At 50.1% G+C, this 15,403-nt stretch carries 12 protein-coding genes; 4 read left to right on the forward strand and 8 right to left on the reverse strand.

Annotation, left to right across the window (positions count from 1 at the left end):
- Positions 1-9 precede the first annotated feature (9 nt).
- Together JOD20_RS09525 and JOD20_RS09530 are read right to left on the reverse strand one after the other, a co-directional pair.
- Complete coding sequence (locus JOD20_RS09525; RefSeq protein ID WP_204755046.1) at positions 10-210, reverse strand: hypothetical protein; 201 nt, start codon at positions 208-210, stop codon at positions 10-12.
- A 250-nt stretch (positions 211-460) separates the two neighbouring features.
- Complete coding sequence (locus tag JOD20_RS09530; protein ID WP_054535480.1) at positions 461-1,243, reverse strand: tyrosine-protein phosphatase; 783 nt, start codon at positions 1,241-1,243, stop codon at positions 461-463.
- A 324-nt stretch (positions 1,244-1,567) separates the two neighbouring features.
- On the opposite strand from JOD20_RS09530, the gene recA reads away from it, so the two are divergent.
- Entirely contained in the window at positions 1,568-2,647 is a 1,080-nt protein-coding gene (recA, locus tag JOD20_RS09535; RefSeq protein WP_054535479.1) for a recombinase RecA, read from the forward strand.
- 70 nt (positions 2,648-2,717) lie between these two features.
- Complete coding sequence (locus tag JOD20_RS09540; RefSeq protein WP_204755047.1) at positions 2,718-3,389, forward strand: RecX family transcriptional regulator; 672 nt, start codon at positions 2,718-2,720, stop codon at positions 3,387-3,389.
- Here the strand turns inward: JOD20_RS09540 and JOD20_RS09545 are convergent.
- From JOD20_RS09545 to JOD20_RS09560, 4 genes are all read right to left on the reverse strand, one after another.
- Positions 3,386-4,528, reverse strand: a complete 1,143-nt coding sequence (locus JOD20_RS09545; protein WP_204755048.1) for an STAS domain-containing protein — start codon at positions 4,526-4,528, stop codon at positions 3,386-3,388. The genes JOD20_RS09540 and JOD20_RS09545 overlap by 4 nt on opposite strands.
- A gap of 15 nt (positions 4,529-4,543) precedes the next feature.
- Positions 4,544-5,662 (reverse strand): STAS domain-containing protein, encoded by a 1,119-nt coding sequence (locus JOD20_RS09550; RefSeq protein WP_204755049.1) that lies wholly within the window; start codon positions 5,660-5,662, stop codon positions 4,544-4,546.
- A 108-nt stretch (positions 5,663-5,770) separates the two neighbouring features.
- A complete protein-coding gene (locus tag JOD20_RS09555; protein ID WP_204755050.1) occupies positions 5,771-6,568 on the reverse strand; it encodes a caspase family protein in 798 nt (265 codons plus the stop codon).
- A gap of 11 nt (positions 6,569-6,579) precedes the next feature.
- Positions 6,580-10,311 (reverse strand): CHAT domain-containing protein, encoded by a 3,732-nt coding sequence (locus JOD20_RS09560; RefSeq protein ID WP_204755051.1) that lies wholly within the window; start codon positions 10,309-10,311, stop codon positions 6,580-6,582.
- 119 nt (positions 10,312-10,430) lie between these two features.
- Here JOD20_RS09560 and JOD20_RS09565 point away from each other — a divergent pair, with 119 nt between their 5' ends.
- Together JOD20_RS09565 and JOD20_RS09570 are read left to right on the forward strand one after the other, a co-directional pair.
- Positions 10,431-11,267: a ComEC/Rec2 family competence protein gene (locus JOD20_RS09565; RefSeq protein WP_204755052.1), complete on the forward strand. Its 837-nt coding sequence runs from the start codon at positions 10,431-10,433 to the stop codon at positions 11,265-11,267.
- Positions 11,268-11,309: 42 nt separating this feature from the next.
- Positions 11,310-11,576, forward strand: a complete 267-nt coding sequence (locus JOD20_RS09570; protein ID WP_204755053.1) for a hypothetical protein — start codon at positions 11,310-11,312, stop codon at positions 11,574-11,576.
- Here the strand turns inward: JOD20_RS09570 and JOD20_RS09575 are convergent.
- On the reverse strand, positions 11,573-12,580 hold the full coding sequence (locus JOD20_RS09575; RefSeq protein ID WP_204755054.1) for an acyltransferase family protein: 1,008 nt from the start codon (positions 12,578-12,580) through the stop codon (positions 11,573-11,575). The two genes, JOD20_RS09570 and JOD20_RS09575, sit on opposite strands and share 4 nt — an antisense overlap.
- A gap of 62 nt (positions 12,581-12,642) precedes the next feature.
- Positions 12,643-15,129 (reverse strand): VWA domain-containing protein, encoded by a 2,487-nt coding sequence (locus JOD20_RS09580; RefSeq protein ID WP_204755055.1) that lies wholly within the window; start codon positions 15,127-15,129, stop codon positions 12,643-12,645.
- Positions 15,130-15,403: the final 274 nt, after the last annotated feature.

The raw sequence follows: 15,403 nt of genomic DNA on the forward strand, positions 1-15,403 counted from the left end.
GCGATTTGATTAAATAGTATTGATCACCACGATGATCAGCCCGATCAGCATAAATACGCCGCCAACAGAGCGAAAGGTCTGGTGCAGCCGTTGGGTAAACACCATATCAGTGCCACGCCGCGCATCGCTATAGAACCATTGCTCACGAAATTGGCGCGAAACCAAGAGAATTCCACCAAAGAGAATCAATAACACTGCAAAGAGAACCATCAACACACCCCTCATAAAACTGGATATCTAGCTGTATCGTATCATATCAAACTTAGTTAATCATTGACCTATTCAGGCTAAATAGATAAGAATTTGATTAATATCTATAGCTCATTAGTCATCAAGCCGCTAGTACCATAGCCACAGCCTCGCTAGGATGGCAGCCTAGCAGCATGTGTTCCAAGAGCCTAAAATACAAAAAAGCCACCCGTAGGTGACCTTAACCCGCAAGAATCGCTTATCGATTAAATTAACGTCGTCGCCACCAACTTTGCTTTTGGGGCTGAATAAAATATGGCTCAGCCTGAGGAATTTGCGCATCAGAAAGCAACAAATGCGGTAATTCTTCGACCATGCGACGGGCACGCTGCTCGCCAATTAATTTGCTAGCAACGGTAAATGCTTCGTGCATTGCAGGAGCACGTGCGCCAGTTGGGGCATGCGCATCGCTGGCAATAATTTGGGCCAAATTGTGATAGACCATTTGGGTTGTAATATCTTGCAAACGTTGGCCGTGCCAACCAACCAAGCTGGCAGCGGTAATTTGCACCACTACGCCACGCTCAATTAATGGAATCAAAAGATTAGGATTATCTTGGAAGACGCGAGTGCGCTCGGGATGAGCCAAAATCACCCGATGGCCTGCCAGTTGTAAATCGAAAATTGAGCGCTGCAAATGCTCAATCACAATATGGGCTGGCGTTTCCAACAAAACAGCGCGACTGGTGCCATAGCCCAATAAATCGCCTTGGCGCAAACGCTCGCTCAAATCGCTGGCAACCACAATTTCCGTGCCTAAAACGACTTGCAAGCCTAATTTTGCGCGTTGCAAATATTCGCGCAACTGCACCACCAAATCGCGCAAGCGCGAAGGCAAATAGAGCCGCGATTGGGTTGAGCCAGGCCCGTGTGGCGTAGCAGCCACACATGTCACACCTTCGGCAACTAAGGCGCGGGCAATTGCTAACGAACCACTCCAATCGGTGGGGCCATCATCAATTCCAGGCAGAATATGACAGTGTAAATCGTACATAGAGTGCGCCTTGTTTTAGTTTCAAACTAGACCAAGCAAGTATACCACTACGCCATCGCCCCATAGGAGTGAATTAGGGGGGACGATACGGAGTAGTAATTAACAAATTTAACTAATCTCTATAGGTGATGGATTATACCGCCATAGACCTAAAAGTCAACGGATTATGTTTGGTTACTAGGGCTGCTTTAACAGAAAGTACTATCCAAGACAGGAAAAAAAGCCTTGTACTTGACGAACAAGTGTGCTATACTGCCTTGCAGTGGCGACGCGAAGTCTGCCGCACTTTTTCGTAAGCAAGAGTATCTACAAGGAGTCCGAGTAATGGCAATCTCACCCGAAAAAGAAAAGGCCCTCGCCGCCGCCCTCAGTCAGATCGACCGTCAATTTGGTAAAGGCGCAATTATGCGCATGAGCGATCAACGCTTGTCGATCGAAGCCATTCCAACTGGTTCGATCGCCCTTGACTTAGCGCTTGGGGTTGGCGGGATTCCACGGGGTCGGGTGATTGAAATTTATGGTCCAGAAAGCTCAGGTAAAACAACCCTGACCCAACATATTGTTGCCGAAACCCAAAAAATGGGTGGTGTTGCAGCCTTTATCGATGCTGAACACGCCTTCGACCCCGTTTATGCAGCCAATTGTGGTGTCAACGTTGAAGATCTGTTGGTCTCACAACCTGACACTGGCGAACAAGCACTCGAAATTTGTGAAACCTTGGTGCGCTCAGGCGCAATCGACGTGATTGTGGTTGACTCAGTAGCAGCGCTTGTGCCACGCGCCGAAATTGAAGGCGACATGGGCGATTCACACGTTGGTTTGCAAGCTCGTTTGATGTCACAAGCGTTGCGTAAGCTCTCTGGCGCAGTTGCCAAATCACGCACAGCCTTGATTTTTATCAACCAATTGCGGATGAAAATCGGCGTGATGTTCGGCAACCCCGAAACGACAACCGGCGGTAATGCCTTGAAATTCTATGCCTCAGTCCGCTTAGATATTCGCAAAATTGAGAGCATCAAGCAAGGCCAAGATGTGATTGGCGCGCGCGCGCGGGTCAAAGTGGTCAAAAATAAAGTTGCACCACCATTCCGCCAAGCTGAATTCGATATTATGTACAACGAAGGCATCTCGCGCGAAGGTAATATTGTCGACGTTGGCGTAACCATGGAAATTCTGCGCAAAAGCGGGGCTTGGTTCTACCTTGGCGACGATCGCTTGGGCCAAGGCCGCGAAAATGCCAAACAGTTTCTCAAAGATAATCCAGCCTTAGCTGATGAAGTTGAAAAGATGATTCGGGCCGCCTCACCAGGCGCGCCAACCGCGAAAGTAATTGTCGGTGCTGCTGCTGCCAATGGCGGCGCTGCCCCAGCCGACGATGGCGATGGCATTTTCGACGACGAATAATCAGCTTAGCCAATTAATAGCAAGCGGGCGTAGCATTGGTTTGCTACGCCTTTTTGTTTGAGGAATTGCCATGCCAACTGGAACAATTACCCAACTAGAACTGCAACAGCACGATCGCGAACGGGTTAATTTGTATATTGATTCGGTTTTTGCCTTGGGCATTAGCCTACGCACGCTCGAACACCAAGGACTCTACAAAGGCAAAGTGCTGAGCGAGAGCGATTGGCAAGCAATTGCCCAAGCAGAAGAGGTCGATAAAGCCTATAACGCGGCCTTAGTTTTTCTAGCGGCTCGCCCACGCTCAAGCCAAGAAATTCGCACGCGCTTGCGCAAACGTGAGTTTCCCGATGAGCATATTGATCTCGCGATTGAAAAACTCGCCCAAATTGGCTTGGTTAACGATGCCGCTTTTGCCCGCTTTTGGGTCGAAAATCGCCAACAACATCGGCCCCGCGGCGCACGGGCAATTCAAGCTGAGCTTAGCCAAAAAGGCGTACAGCGCGATTTGATTAGCGAAGTGTTGAACGAGCTAACCGACCAAGATGAAGAGCAAGAACGAGCGTTTAGCGTCGCTCGCTCAGCGTTGCGGCGCTATGCCAACGAGCCAACCAAAATGGCGTTTAGTCGCAAAATGGCAGGCCTCTTGCAACGCCGTGGCTTTGGCTTCGATACGATCAAGCCAGTGCTTGACCAACTTTGGCAGGAGCTTCAAAACAACACCGAACCAGATGAAATCGATTAAGCTGCACGGCGCACATGCGGTTGAAGCAGCGGCTGCATGGCTTTTTCGAGGGTCAGATAATTTTTAACCATGTTGGCTTGCAAATTCAAGTTAACCAATGCGGTTGCTACTTCTGGGCGCAAACCAACCAAAATGGTTTGTGTGCCCAGCAATTGCGACGCTTTGGCAATTTGGATAATTGTTTCAGCAACAACTTGGTCAATTAATGAAACTCCAGTTATATCTAAAATAATGGTATGGGCATTCACCCGCTCAATCGCAGCAAAAATATCGTTTTTCAAAATCTGAGCATGATCAGCAGCCATTTCGCCAATTAATGGAGCAATTAATACGCGTGGTAGCACCGGAATAACCGGAATATTGAGTTGCGCAACAATGGTTTGGCTAATTTGCAGTTCATCGAGCGCTTGTTGCAACACATGTTCACGCTGAGCAATCTCATCTAAAGCTTGCTGTAAACTTTGATTGCGCTCAACAACTTTTTGCTCCAATAAATTATGGAGCTGTTGCGCTTCATCCTCGCGTTGTAATAAATTATAAATCTCCATATGCAAGCTGCTACCAAAACGCTCAACTAATAAGGCTTGGCTAATAATCCCAATTGTTAGGGTTACAAAAATAACCCAAAAATTTTCAATCATGTCGATTGGTTTTAACATACCAGAATATTCGAGTATTCCAACCAATGCAACAATTGCAATTGAAATTACTGCATTAATAATTAACACTTTACGATTATTGAGCAAGGCACTGATAATTAACGGAATTGTAAAGAAAACAAAGCCATAGGTGCTATTTTCACGTAAAATCCCAACCACAGCATAGCCAAGCAATAACATCAATTGAATGCTGCCACTCACAATCATCGCAGCCCGCTGCAAGGCATTATGTCGTACTTGATGCAGCGCAATCGCCGAGCCAATGCCCATAATTGAATAGGCTCCCATCGCCATTAACAGTTGTTTGAAGGTATCAGCGGTTGCAGGAAAAATGATGAAAATAAGCGCAGAACTGATCACGCCAAAGACCGCAATCACAAACAAGCCAAGCACAATCGATTGAAATGCCCGAGCTTGGCGACGCTCGATTAGTTTCTGTTGTGGTAATTGATCAAGCAATATCCGCCAGCGCTTGCGCATACGCCATCCCCTCTGCTAATTCAATACAAGTCGTTGATTGATTAACGATAAAACTGCCTGTTCAAGGTTGGCGAAGGTCTGAATCGATGGAAATTTAATGTGCAATGCAATCAGGGTTTCAGCTACCTCAGGCCGCAAACCGACCAAAATTGTCCGCACCTCAAGAAAGCGCACGGTGCTGGCAATATGCAGCAGCGCTTTGCCAATAAAAGTATCGATTGTCGTCACACCAGTCACATCAAGAATAATCGTATGCGCTTTGTTGGCTTCGATTGCATTGAAAATATTCTCGGCAAAGGCCTCAGCCCGTTCGCCAGAAACCTCGCCAACCAAAGGTATAACCAAAATTCGTGGCAAGATTGGCAAGGCTGGCGCACTGAGTTGGGTAAAAATTTGTTTGCTATGCTGGAGCGTATCGAGGGTATGCTGTAAATCGAGTTCACGCTGTTCAAGCTCATTTAGGGCTTGGCGCAAACTGGTGGTGCGCTCATTGACTGATGTTTCAAGCGAATCGCGCAATTGGCTCAGGCTGGCTTCGCGATCCAAGGCTTCGTGCAAGGTCGTGCGGAGATTACTGCCAAAGCGATCAACAATCACTGCCTGCAAAATCGTCAGCAAGGTAAAAGTGCCAACAATTGCTTGCAGATTGATTGGTAGCAGCAATTTGCCAGCCCAACCCTGTGATTCGGCCCAGCCAATCAGCCCAAAAATCGCTAGCGTCAGGCCCGTCATGCCAAAAACCACGCGCCGACTGCTCAACAGGCCAGCTAAAACGATCGGCATCGAAAATGAAACCAGCGTAAAGCCCACCGCTTGGGTATACACGCCAATCGCCCAAAACGAAATTAATAACTGAATCAGGAAATTACTTAATAAAATCAAAATAGCTTGTTGCAAGGCATTGCATCGAATGCGCCAAAGCACCAACAATGAACTCAATCCCAACACGCTATAACAAACGACTGCCAGCAGCAATTGGTTCGCGGAGCCACTGGTCAGCGGTGCAGTGACAACCCCAATCGCTGAAACGAGGATAAGCGTCAGCACCATATGTTGAAGCAACAGCGCTTGGCGACGTTCGACCACATGTTGTTGTGGCAAGCGCTCAAGCCATGCCCGCAATCGCATAACCATAAGGGGGATTCCTTAGCTATCTAGATTCGCTTTATTATCCCCCCACTGTCAACTATTTGCCTTGTTGATCGTCCTGTTTTAACCTACCCCGTAGAGGGGATATTCTGGTTAATCAACTCGCAGCACAAGTGAGGATTTCATGCCATTCGTCAGCTTGGGGCTTTGCTGAATTCCGGCCAGATCGCAGGCATCAAGCACTGCCCGATACGCAGCTTTAAACAACGTTTGAATATCATAGCTTTGACCAGCGATCAGCTGTTCGATCAATTTGGCAGTAAACAACGAATTGGCTTCGCCAGGCAAAATGTAGGATTGTTCGTTATCATTACAGCCCGCCAAAAGCATTTGATTGCTAGGAATTGAATCGGTAGCAGTGCGCAGCGGAAGTGCAGCCGATCCAATAATCTGCTTAACCAAGCCATTTGGCAATTCTTTGGCGATCAAGCCAGCAGGAGCCATGGCCGCAGAGCCGCTATGACAGGCATCGAGCACAACCAACAAAGGCGCTTTTTCACGAATTGGCGTAAGCCATGCCCGCAACTCATCATCGCGCACGAAGCTGCTTAGGCCCTGCTCCAAGCCACATTCATAGGGGCATAAAAATTCTTCTTTGCCATCATCCTCGTCGCCATTATCGTCGTCGAAGCTCGCGCCATGGCCTGAATAATAAAAAATCGCCAGATCATCAGCTGTTACTGTTGCGGCTAACCATTCCAACGCAGCCTGAAGGTTTGCTTTGGTTGCCTGCTCATCGAACAATACCTGCTCAAGCAGCGGCTGGTTGCTCAAAGGACGCAGCGCATTCAAAAACGCTTGGACATCATCACGGCAGGTTGGCAGGGTCGGAATCGCCGGATTGGCATAGACACTGATCCCAACCGCCACCACCAGCAAACGCTTTGGCATAGTTTGCTCCTTCATCGTTTTCCAATTGGAATAAAGGCTGCCCAATAAAATGGATGGGCCAAATGCGGCTTATCCGGCTGAGCAATCACTTGTTGCTTAGCCTTAGTCAAAATTGCCGCTTTATCGGCGTTTGGTTGCTGGCCGAGCAAGCCAAAATAGGCTGTAACCAAATCCATCGTTGCCAAAACATCGACCGACCACAAGCTCGCAATAATCGTGGGACTGCCACGATACATGAGCGCCTGAGTGAGGCTATTGATGCCCTCGCCGCGCGAAATTAAGCCCAAGCCAGCTTGGCAGGCTGCCAAAAAAATCAATTCGGTCTGCGGCAACTGTAGTTCAAATAGATCATGAATCGCCAAAAAGCCATCTTGGCCGCTGTGATCGCTGCTGCCATCGGGGGCCGCCAAATTAAAGACCAAGCCCGAAAATTGGGGATATTTATCGTTGAACACGCCATGGCCAGCAAAAATAATGTAGCGCATAGTCTGCTCGTTTAAAATGCGTTTGAAATTAGCTTCGTTCGATTGCAATTCGGCCTGTGCTGGGGTGTGATCTGCTTGCCACGCAGTGAGTTGCACGGTGGGGCCATGCTGCGCTAATTCTGCCAAAACAGTGCTGAGCACGCTGGTTTGGCTCAAATCGCTATAACTCAGCATCAATTCTTGGGCATAGATATGGCCAGGATAAACACTTGGCACATTGGTCTGATAATTAATATTGTAAACACCCAAGGCTACGTGTTCTGCCTGCGGCGTTGTTTGTTGCTGAAGTTGCAGCCAAAGGCTAATCGACTGAGCGCTGGAAATGCTGGCGTGATTCAGCCAATAAAATGGCAGCAAATCGTGGCAAATTTGCTCTGGCGTGGCCTGATCAGGCGCAGTTTGGCGATAGGTCGCCGGATCAAGTGGCTGCTGATTGGCAGCAAGCGGTTCATCGAAAAACAGCAAATCAAAGGGCAAGTAATATAAAATCCCATCAGGAATGATGATAATGTGCTTGCCCCGCAGTTGCTCCTTCAACCCCGCCGCCCAAAGCTCAGCAAACAATAATTGAACCACCGCGCGATTGGCGCGCACAAACTCTGGCCAACGCGCCGCGCCACGCTGCACATACCAAATCAAACGAGCCACCGCATACTCAATTTTGGCGCGGCATGCTAGCTCAAACGCCTGCAATTGCTGACTATCTGCGTACAACAGATAGCTCCATTCGCTGCCAATTGTAAAGCTCAAAATAACCGTGTTTGGGCGTTGAGCCAAGGCGGTTTGGACAGCTGGCCAGTTTGCTAATTGCGGTTGTAAGCCGTGATCTTGGTTTTGCAAGGCTTGGGCAATGCTGCTTTGCAAGGCTTGCCAAGCGCCAAAAGCAGCTTGTTGGTCGGCCAATAATGCCACGAGATCAGCGCTGGCAGGTTGTTGCAACGCCAAACGAATTGCCATGCTGCGGGCGGAAATCGCTGCGGCGAGGGCTGCTCGTTGTTGTTTCAATTCGGGGCTAAGTTCACGCTCACGCTCAATCTGGCTGGCTGCCAATAATTGTTCAAAGCCATGGCCACGCAAACTTTCGCTCAGTTCTAGCAAGCGGCGACGGTCGGTTGCATGCTTGAAATGAAAATGCATAGCGCATTCAAAGACCTGAAATTTATCTTGTAGCGCTGCCATTTGCCAATCACTTTGCTGCACATTTTCACGCAGCAGTTGCACCAATTCGCAAGCATTGGCATAGGCTTGCTGGGCCTTGGGCAGGTCGTTGAGCGCTTCATGGGCGCGGGCAATCGTCAACCAAACTCGCCAACCAGCCTCAGGAATCAAAATTCCACGCATTTGGGCTTGTTTGAGCGCTGCTTGCGGCTTTAGCTCGCTCAGGCCAAGCGCTTGCAAGCAATTTTGGGCTGTGCTCAAGGCAGCGGTGGGCTGGCCCAGCAACAATTGTACTTCGCTGATGTTGGCAAATAATCCTGCTTGCAAGACCCGATCAGGAGTTGTTTGATTGAGCGTCGCCAGTGCCTTTTGCAATAAATGCAGAGCTTGTTGATAAAGCTGATCTGCTGGCCCCAAATCGTGCAAACTGCCCGCTAAATTGGGCGAGAACCAGCCAGCCTCACGCACTAAATTGGCTTGCAACCAAGCGATATTAGCCTGATTGGCAAGAATCAAACTGCGATAGGAAACCAAATTTGGGGCTTGCTCGGCCAAAGCCAAGGCTTCTGCATAAGCTTGTTCTGCTTGGGCCAAGGCTTGACGATGTTTGGTATATTTCAGCCCCAACCATGCTTCTGGCGGTTGATCGCCACGCAACAACACTTGCTCAGTTTTGTCGTAGCTAATGTAGCCGCGATGATCGAGCAAATTATTGCGCACAAAAGCAATATTGCCGCGATTAATTGCCGCCAAACATTGGCCTTCGTGGTCGTCGGCTGCCAAAAGATGGGCAATGCGCGCATAGCAACGCTCAGCAGCAGTATAATCGCCAAGCATCATCAAACTATTGCCTTGCCATTGCGCCAACAAGCCAACAAAAGCCCGATTTTGGCGCGAATGGCTGGCAAAGTGTTGCTCGTCGAGCAAGGCTTGGCTAGCGGCAATGCTTGAGCCAAAGCAGTGTTGGGCCAATTCAGGCTGGCCTAGCCCAAAAGCCAATTCGCCACGCAAGGCTTCAAGCAACAAACCCAACGGAGCAGGGCAATGCGGAATCTGGCTGAGCAGCTGTTGGGCTTGCGTTGGCTGAAATACTTGTTGTGCTGTCCATGCGAGCCACCATTGCAGCACCGCTTGCTGGCGCTTGCCAAACTGAGCATCAACCACAAGCCCTGCCAGCAAGGCTTGCCAAACCAATTTAAGTTCATTCAGGGTCTGCGTTGCGGGGGTAGCAAAGCGCAAGATATTTGGCATTGGCACATTGACTGCTGGCAAAGGCAGGCCGCGCTGCTGGCTAGGCGTTGGGCCAGCATCATCATCAGGCCCAGCTTCAGCAGGCGTTAAGGCCATAATTGCTTGGTGTAGCGCTTGGAGCAAGGCACGATCAGGCGGGTTGTGTAGTTGGTAAGCCAGCAAAACCGCCTCAAGCATCGCGCGTAAATCATCGATTAAGGCTGGTTTTAATTGATTGTCGAGCCATGGCACAAGCTCGTGCGCAGCTTGGGGATGGGCTGCCCGCGCCCGATTAAATGTTTCAATAATGCCAGCATAATCAGCTAATTGGCGTTGCAGCAAAATCAAGCTCATCGCGGCTTCAAGCTCGTTATTGCTGGCCAAGGCTTGGATAATCGGCTGCCAAAGCGCTATAATGTTGCCAAAAAGCGCGTGCGCATGCAGCTCGCAGGCATACAATTCGGCCTCATCGGCCACGCACATCGTCCAGCTTGCAGAGCGCGGATCGTTGCTGACGCTGCTACAAAACGCGCGAATTGCTTGGATTTGTTTGGCGCTTAGGGTTGGTTGGTTGGCTTGCCAAAGGTTGGGGAGTTGCAGAGGCAGGTTGGTTTGCTGCTGATTCAATTCGCAATACTGCTGAACATTGCCATGCCACAAGGCGAGTTGCTTGGCGCTAGCAATAATGCATTGGCTAAACCCCTGATCAGGCCAGCAATTGGCCTCAGCTTGCTGCTGCAACCCAGCAAATACTGCTGGAATCCAATCGAATACCACCAGTTGCAAGGCTTGATGCAGCGCTTCGCCTTGTTGGTATTGCGCGGTTAAGCGTTGTTTTGCCAGCCATTCGGTCAACCAGACTGTGGTCATCCCAGCCTCCAAGCGCAGTGTTGGCAGCATTTTAGCAAATTGCTGCGCAAAATACGAGCAACCATGCCAAATTTTGGCTTTTTGTGGCTCTAGCTGTTCAATGTGCCAAGGAGCAATCTATGCAACAGTTGTGGCAACATTGGCAGCAATTGGCCAGCTGGCAACGCTGGCTAGCGCGAATCATTGGCCTTAGTGGCATCGTCGTGGCTTGGCAAGCATGGCTTTATCGTGGCGATGGCAATCTGCACCTATTTGTGCCCGCCATTGCTGGCAATAGCGTGTTGGTTCAAACACCCAACGCCAAGCAAATTGTGATCGATGGCAGCACCGATCCAATCGCGATTATGGCGCTTATGGGCGAGCGCTTGCCTTTTTGGCAACGCCAGATTGATCTTTTAGTGTTGACCAGCAGTGAGCCAGAGCAATTAAGCGGCGCTTTGGCCTTGGCACGTAGTTATCAGATTGGCATCTTGCTGGCCCCGCCGTTCGAGCATGATCCTGTGGCTGCTGAGCTAGCCCAAGCCTTGAAGCAGCAACAGAGCCGCGTGGTCTTTATCGAAGCGGGCCAAACATTAACGATCGACCATGTGCAGGTAACGGTTTTGGCAGCGCCCCAAGCCCAATCGCAAGCAATTATCGAGCTTAGTTTTGGCTCATGGCACAGCTTGATTGGCCTGAATCCAAGCGATCGGGTTGCCAAGCAATTACCTTTGGATAAACTCAAATGCCAAGTTTTAATTTGGCCATGGTCGCGGGGCGATGATCGGTTGCTGGCCAATAGCTGTGGCGCGCAAGCCCTAATTTATAGCCAAGGCCAGCCAGAACAACAAGATCCGCGCAGCTATTTTGCCCGTGGCAGCCAAGAGCGGCGCTTACTCCACGAAAAGCTCGATGGCTCAGTTCACATTCGCAGCGATGGCCAACGCATGTGGTTGCAAACCCATGCCCAACCTTAACATGCTAAAATAAGCCGCATCGCCACACCCAAGGAGGCCAGTATGCGCAAAAAAGTTGCCCGTGCTTTATTCAACGATCAGCAGGATGAGACAACAAGCCCACCCAAGCTGATTCGTTTTGGCAGCACGCAAAGCGATCAATGTAGTTTATATGATGCTCCCGCCAAATTCGAGCAATGTTTGGGCTGCGAGTATCGGCGTGGCAGCAAAGGGCTGGGTATTCTCTGCGGCCATCGCTTTGGGCTTGATCCCACTTATATCAACGGCATTTTGACCCAAATTCGTGATGATGAGATTCTGCCGCTCTAACGTTGAGCTGCGGGCGTTGGCCGACTTATGCTGAGCACAAACCAAATCACGCCAATAATAATTGCGGTGTAGGCAATTGAATAAACTAAGCCCAATGGTTGGGCAAATGGAATCGATTTGAAGATAATTAAATTGCTGAGCAGCAAGTAGACTAAAGTATTGGCCCCAATTGGTTGCAAGATGCGCACAAACCATGAGCTGCGCGCGAGCAAACTGGCAAGGCTAAACCAGAGCAAGGCCGCCGCCAAACCGCCAACAATCCAATGCCAACTGGGCGGAAAGCGATTAAATGGTTGTTGTTCCAGCGAGCGCCAAACCAGCCAAGCAAAACCAAGCCCGCCTAAGAGCCACGTTGGCCATGAGCCACGCCATTGTTGCTGAGCGAAGAGCATGCCTAAGAAGAAAATTGGGCTATATTGCAAGGCCGGAAACGGATAGGCTAGCGGTGGATTTGTGCCAACCAATAAACTTAATGGCACCGAAGTGACCTTGGCATAGGGAAAAAACGTTGTGCCAAGCAACGCCACAATCAAGCCCAACATCAGCCATGGACGTTGGAGCAGCCAACGTAACGGCGTGCGAGCCAGCATTGCAACGCTGAGCAAAATCGCAAAGCTAATCAAAAACTCGCAATACATCGGCAATTTTTGAAATGTAATCAGATCAACGAAGCGGGGCCATGTCAGCGGTTGGTTTTCTATCAACAACAGCGACATCAAACCAGAAACATAGTAGGCAACAACTAACTTAATAATTGTGCTGAGCATTTGGCGATACCGTGGTTGATCGTTGAGGTAGGCAAAGCGTGCAGTGTAGCCAAAACAAAAGACAAAGCCCGCAAACGAGCTAGCATCGCCAATAAATTCGCCTAATTGAACTTGTTTCCATTGGCGATCAGCACTAAATTTAATCACATGGGCCAGAATCATACCCCAAACCAGCAAACCCTTCATCACATCGATGCTATAGTTGCGCGGGCGGGCAGTAGCTACGGGCTGCGCCATGGTCACTCCTTGGATATTCAATCAAGCCAAAAGCTTGTCCAAGAGTACCACGGTTTAAATAATTAACGAATCACACCGCGGCGGATGGCAATTTCAACCAACCACAAGCCTAAAGCCAAGGCGATGAGCCACGGCCACCATTGAATTGTGCTTACTTGGCTGGCCACTTGAATACTTGGGGCAATTTGCTGCAACGTGCCAAGCTGGCCGCGACCAAGGCTGGTCAATTGTTGCAACAGCGCTGGATTGGCCGAAACCGCCCATTCTCGATTGTAGGGTTGAATCATGCCTGCTTGGCTTTCAAGCCGATTTTGGCTTTGCTCTAAGGCTGCCAAAATATGATACGCCCCAGTTTGGGGAACCTCGGCTACAGCTTGATAGCGGCCTGGAGCAATCTGCGGAGCACGCAAAACTTGTTCGCTGCCATCGGGAGCCAGCACGCGCAAGCCCACATCGGCTAAATCGTAGAGTTCGCCTGTTTCGGCTTGGGCATCAAGGGTAATAATTGCTTGGTTTTGTTCTAGCTCGCTGCTAATTCGCAAATCACCACGGGCAGGATTGGGGTAAGTGGCAGCAATGATTTGGGCCATCGTATTGCCCCAATTTGGCCACTGCCGCCATGGTGAAGTCCAGCGTTCGCCGCCATCGGAGGTAAAGGCACTCGCTCGCCCAAGCCCATATTGCCACGTTGCCAGCAGAATATCGCCCTCGCTGGTGGTGAGCAATTGCTCAGCCTCTGGCTTCGGCGTAACTGCGACATAGCCACCAAATGGTGGAATTTCGCCAAGGTTAAGGCCGCGAATCGCTGGGTGTGGCGTGACCAGATTTGGCTGAAACTGGCCTTCAGTTAATGGATTTTCGCGGGCAATTTCTGCTTCTTGCAGCGTTAGGCGCGGAATATCATCGGGCCTTGAGGCAAAGTGATACCGCCCAGCGCCAAGCTTGGCCAATGATTCGAGCAAAACAGTATCGGCATCGCCACCAATCGCAATTGTCGAAAGCGTGATGCCTTGCGCCCGCAATGGAGCAATGAGGGATTCATATGAGCTTTCGCCGCCAGAGCGCCCATCGGTCAACAGCACAGCGTGGCGAACTTTGCCAGTTTGCTGGGCCAAACCGCCTAAACCAACATCGAGAGCCTCATAAATATTCGTGCCACCACCAGCACTCAAGCCAGCAATGCTATTTTGAATTTCGCTGAGCTGCAAGCCTTGGCCAACCTTGGTGAAATTGACTGTCCAATCATTGGTATCGTCGAAGGCAAGCACGCCAATCGTATCGTCGGCTCCCAAGGAATCGGTGGCAGCAATCGCGGCGGCCTTAGCAAGGCTAAATTTATCTTTGCCATACTCGCCGAGCATACTTGCCGAGCGATCGAGAATTAGCAGCAGCGTGACGGTTGGGCGCTCGCGGCGTGGCGGTGGCTCCATCGAAACTGGCAACAATTCTTCGAGCGGGGTTCCCGCGTAGCTGCCCAAGTTGTAGCTATTGGTTCCGCCAAGCACGACCACACCATGGCCGAGGCTGCGCACAAATTCGCGCAAAGCCAATTGCTGATCAAGGCTTAAATCGTTGGCCGAAATATCTTGCAAGACGATTGAATCATACACTCGCAGTTGGCTTAAACTGGTGGGCAAGGCTGCTGGCCGCAAGGCTTCGGTCACCAAATTGGCAGCTTCTAAGGCATCGCGCAAGTTGGCTGAACTATCTGGCGAACGCTCAATAATTAGCACCCGTGGCGGCGGGCCAACCACCGTCCAAGCAGCAAGTTGATTGTTATCCGGTTGTTGATCGTTGGTTGCGAGCAAGCTAGCTTGAAAACGATGAAAGCCGCGTGCGCCAGCCGTCGATTGAAACGAAACCAGATTGCGACCTTCGCTAATGTCGATCGTGCGAGCAGCCAGCCCAACGCCATCGCTGCTTAATTCAAGCCGCACTTGGCCGCTAACGCTCGAATAGAGCACAACATCGGCGCTAAATCGTTCGCCTTCGCGCAAGGCAGGCGGCACAATCAGCGATTCAACTCGAATATCGGTTTCGGGATAGCTCATTGACACGCTATGCAAACGAATTGAGCGCTGCGCAAAACTGCTAACTTGATTCTGCCCATTGGTTGTTGTGCTGGCTCCATCGCTGAGCAAAATAATATCGCCGCCTTGCGGCAACAAACCACTTGCAAATTGCAACGCTCCAGCCAAATCGCTGCCATTTGGGTCAATTGCCGGGCGTTGGTTAGTTTGGCTCACCTGCACATCGGCCCCAAAGGCCAACAAGCGCACTGGGCGTTGCTCAATTTGTTGCTCGTAAAAAGCAATAGCCTCATTCCAAGCAGCATCACGCACATCAGTCGGCAAATTGGCCGATTGATCGACAAGCAAAATTAATGGGCTAGCTTGTTGATTGGCTTGGCTGCGCGGTAAGGCCAGCGCCAGCACAATACAACCGAGGATCGCCAAGCGCAGGCCAATTACGCGCCAATCGAGCGTTGCTCGCCGCGCAATCCACCAGCCGACCAAAACTATAATCAGGAACAAGCCCAAAAATATCATGCAAGCGCCATCGTGAGGTTGTCACAACAAATCATCGTTTGAAGCATACCATAAATAGAAGGATGAATTATGAGGGATGAATTATGAAGCACTGTTTCAGAAAGGATGAAGGATGGGGGATGAAGGATGAAATTTAACCACGAAGAACGCGAAGATCACGAAGGTGATTTTTGAGCACTCTGTATTTCAATGGCTCATAGCCTTCAGCCGAGAGCCTTATTGCATTCAACTAAAACTTCATCCTTCATAATTCATCCTTACCATTAACGGATTT

The organism is Herpetosiphon giganteus, assembly GCF_016907925.1.
GTDB lineage: Bacteria > Chloroflexota > Chloroflexia > Chloroflexales > Herpetosiphonaceae > Herpetosiphon > Herpetosiphon giganteus.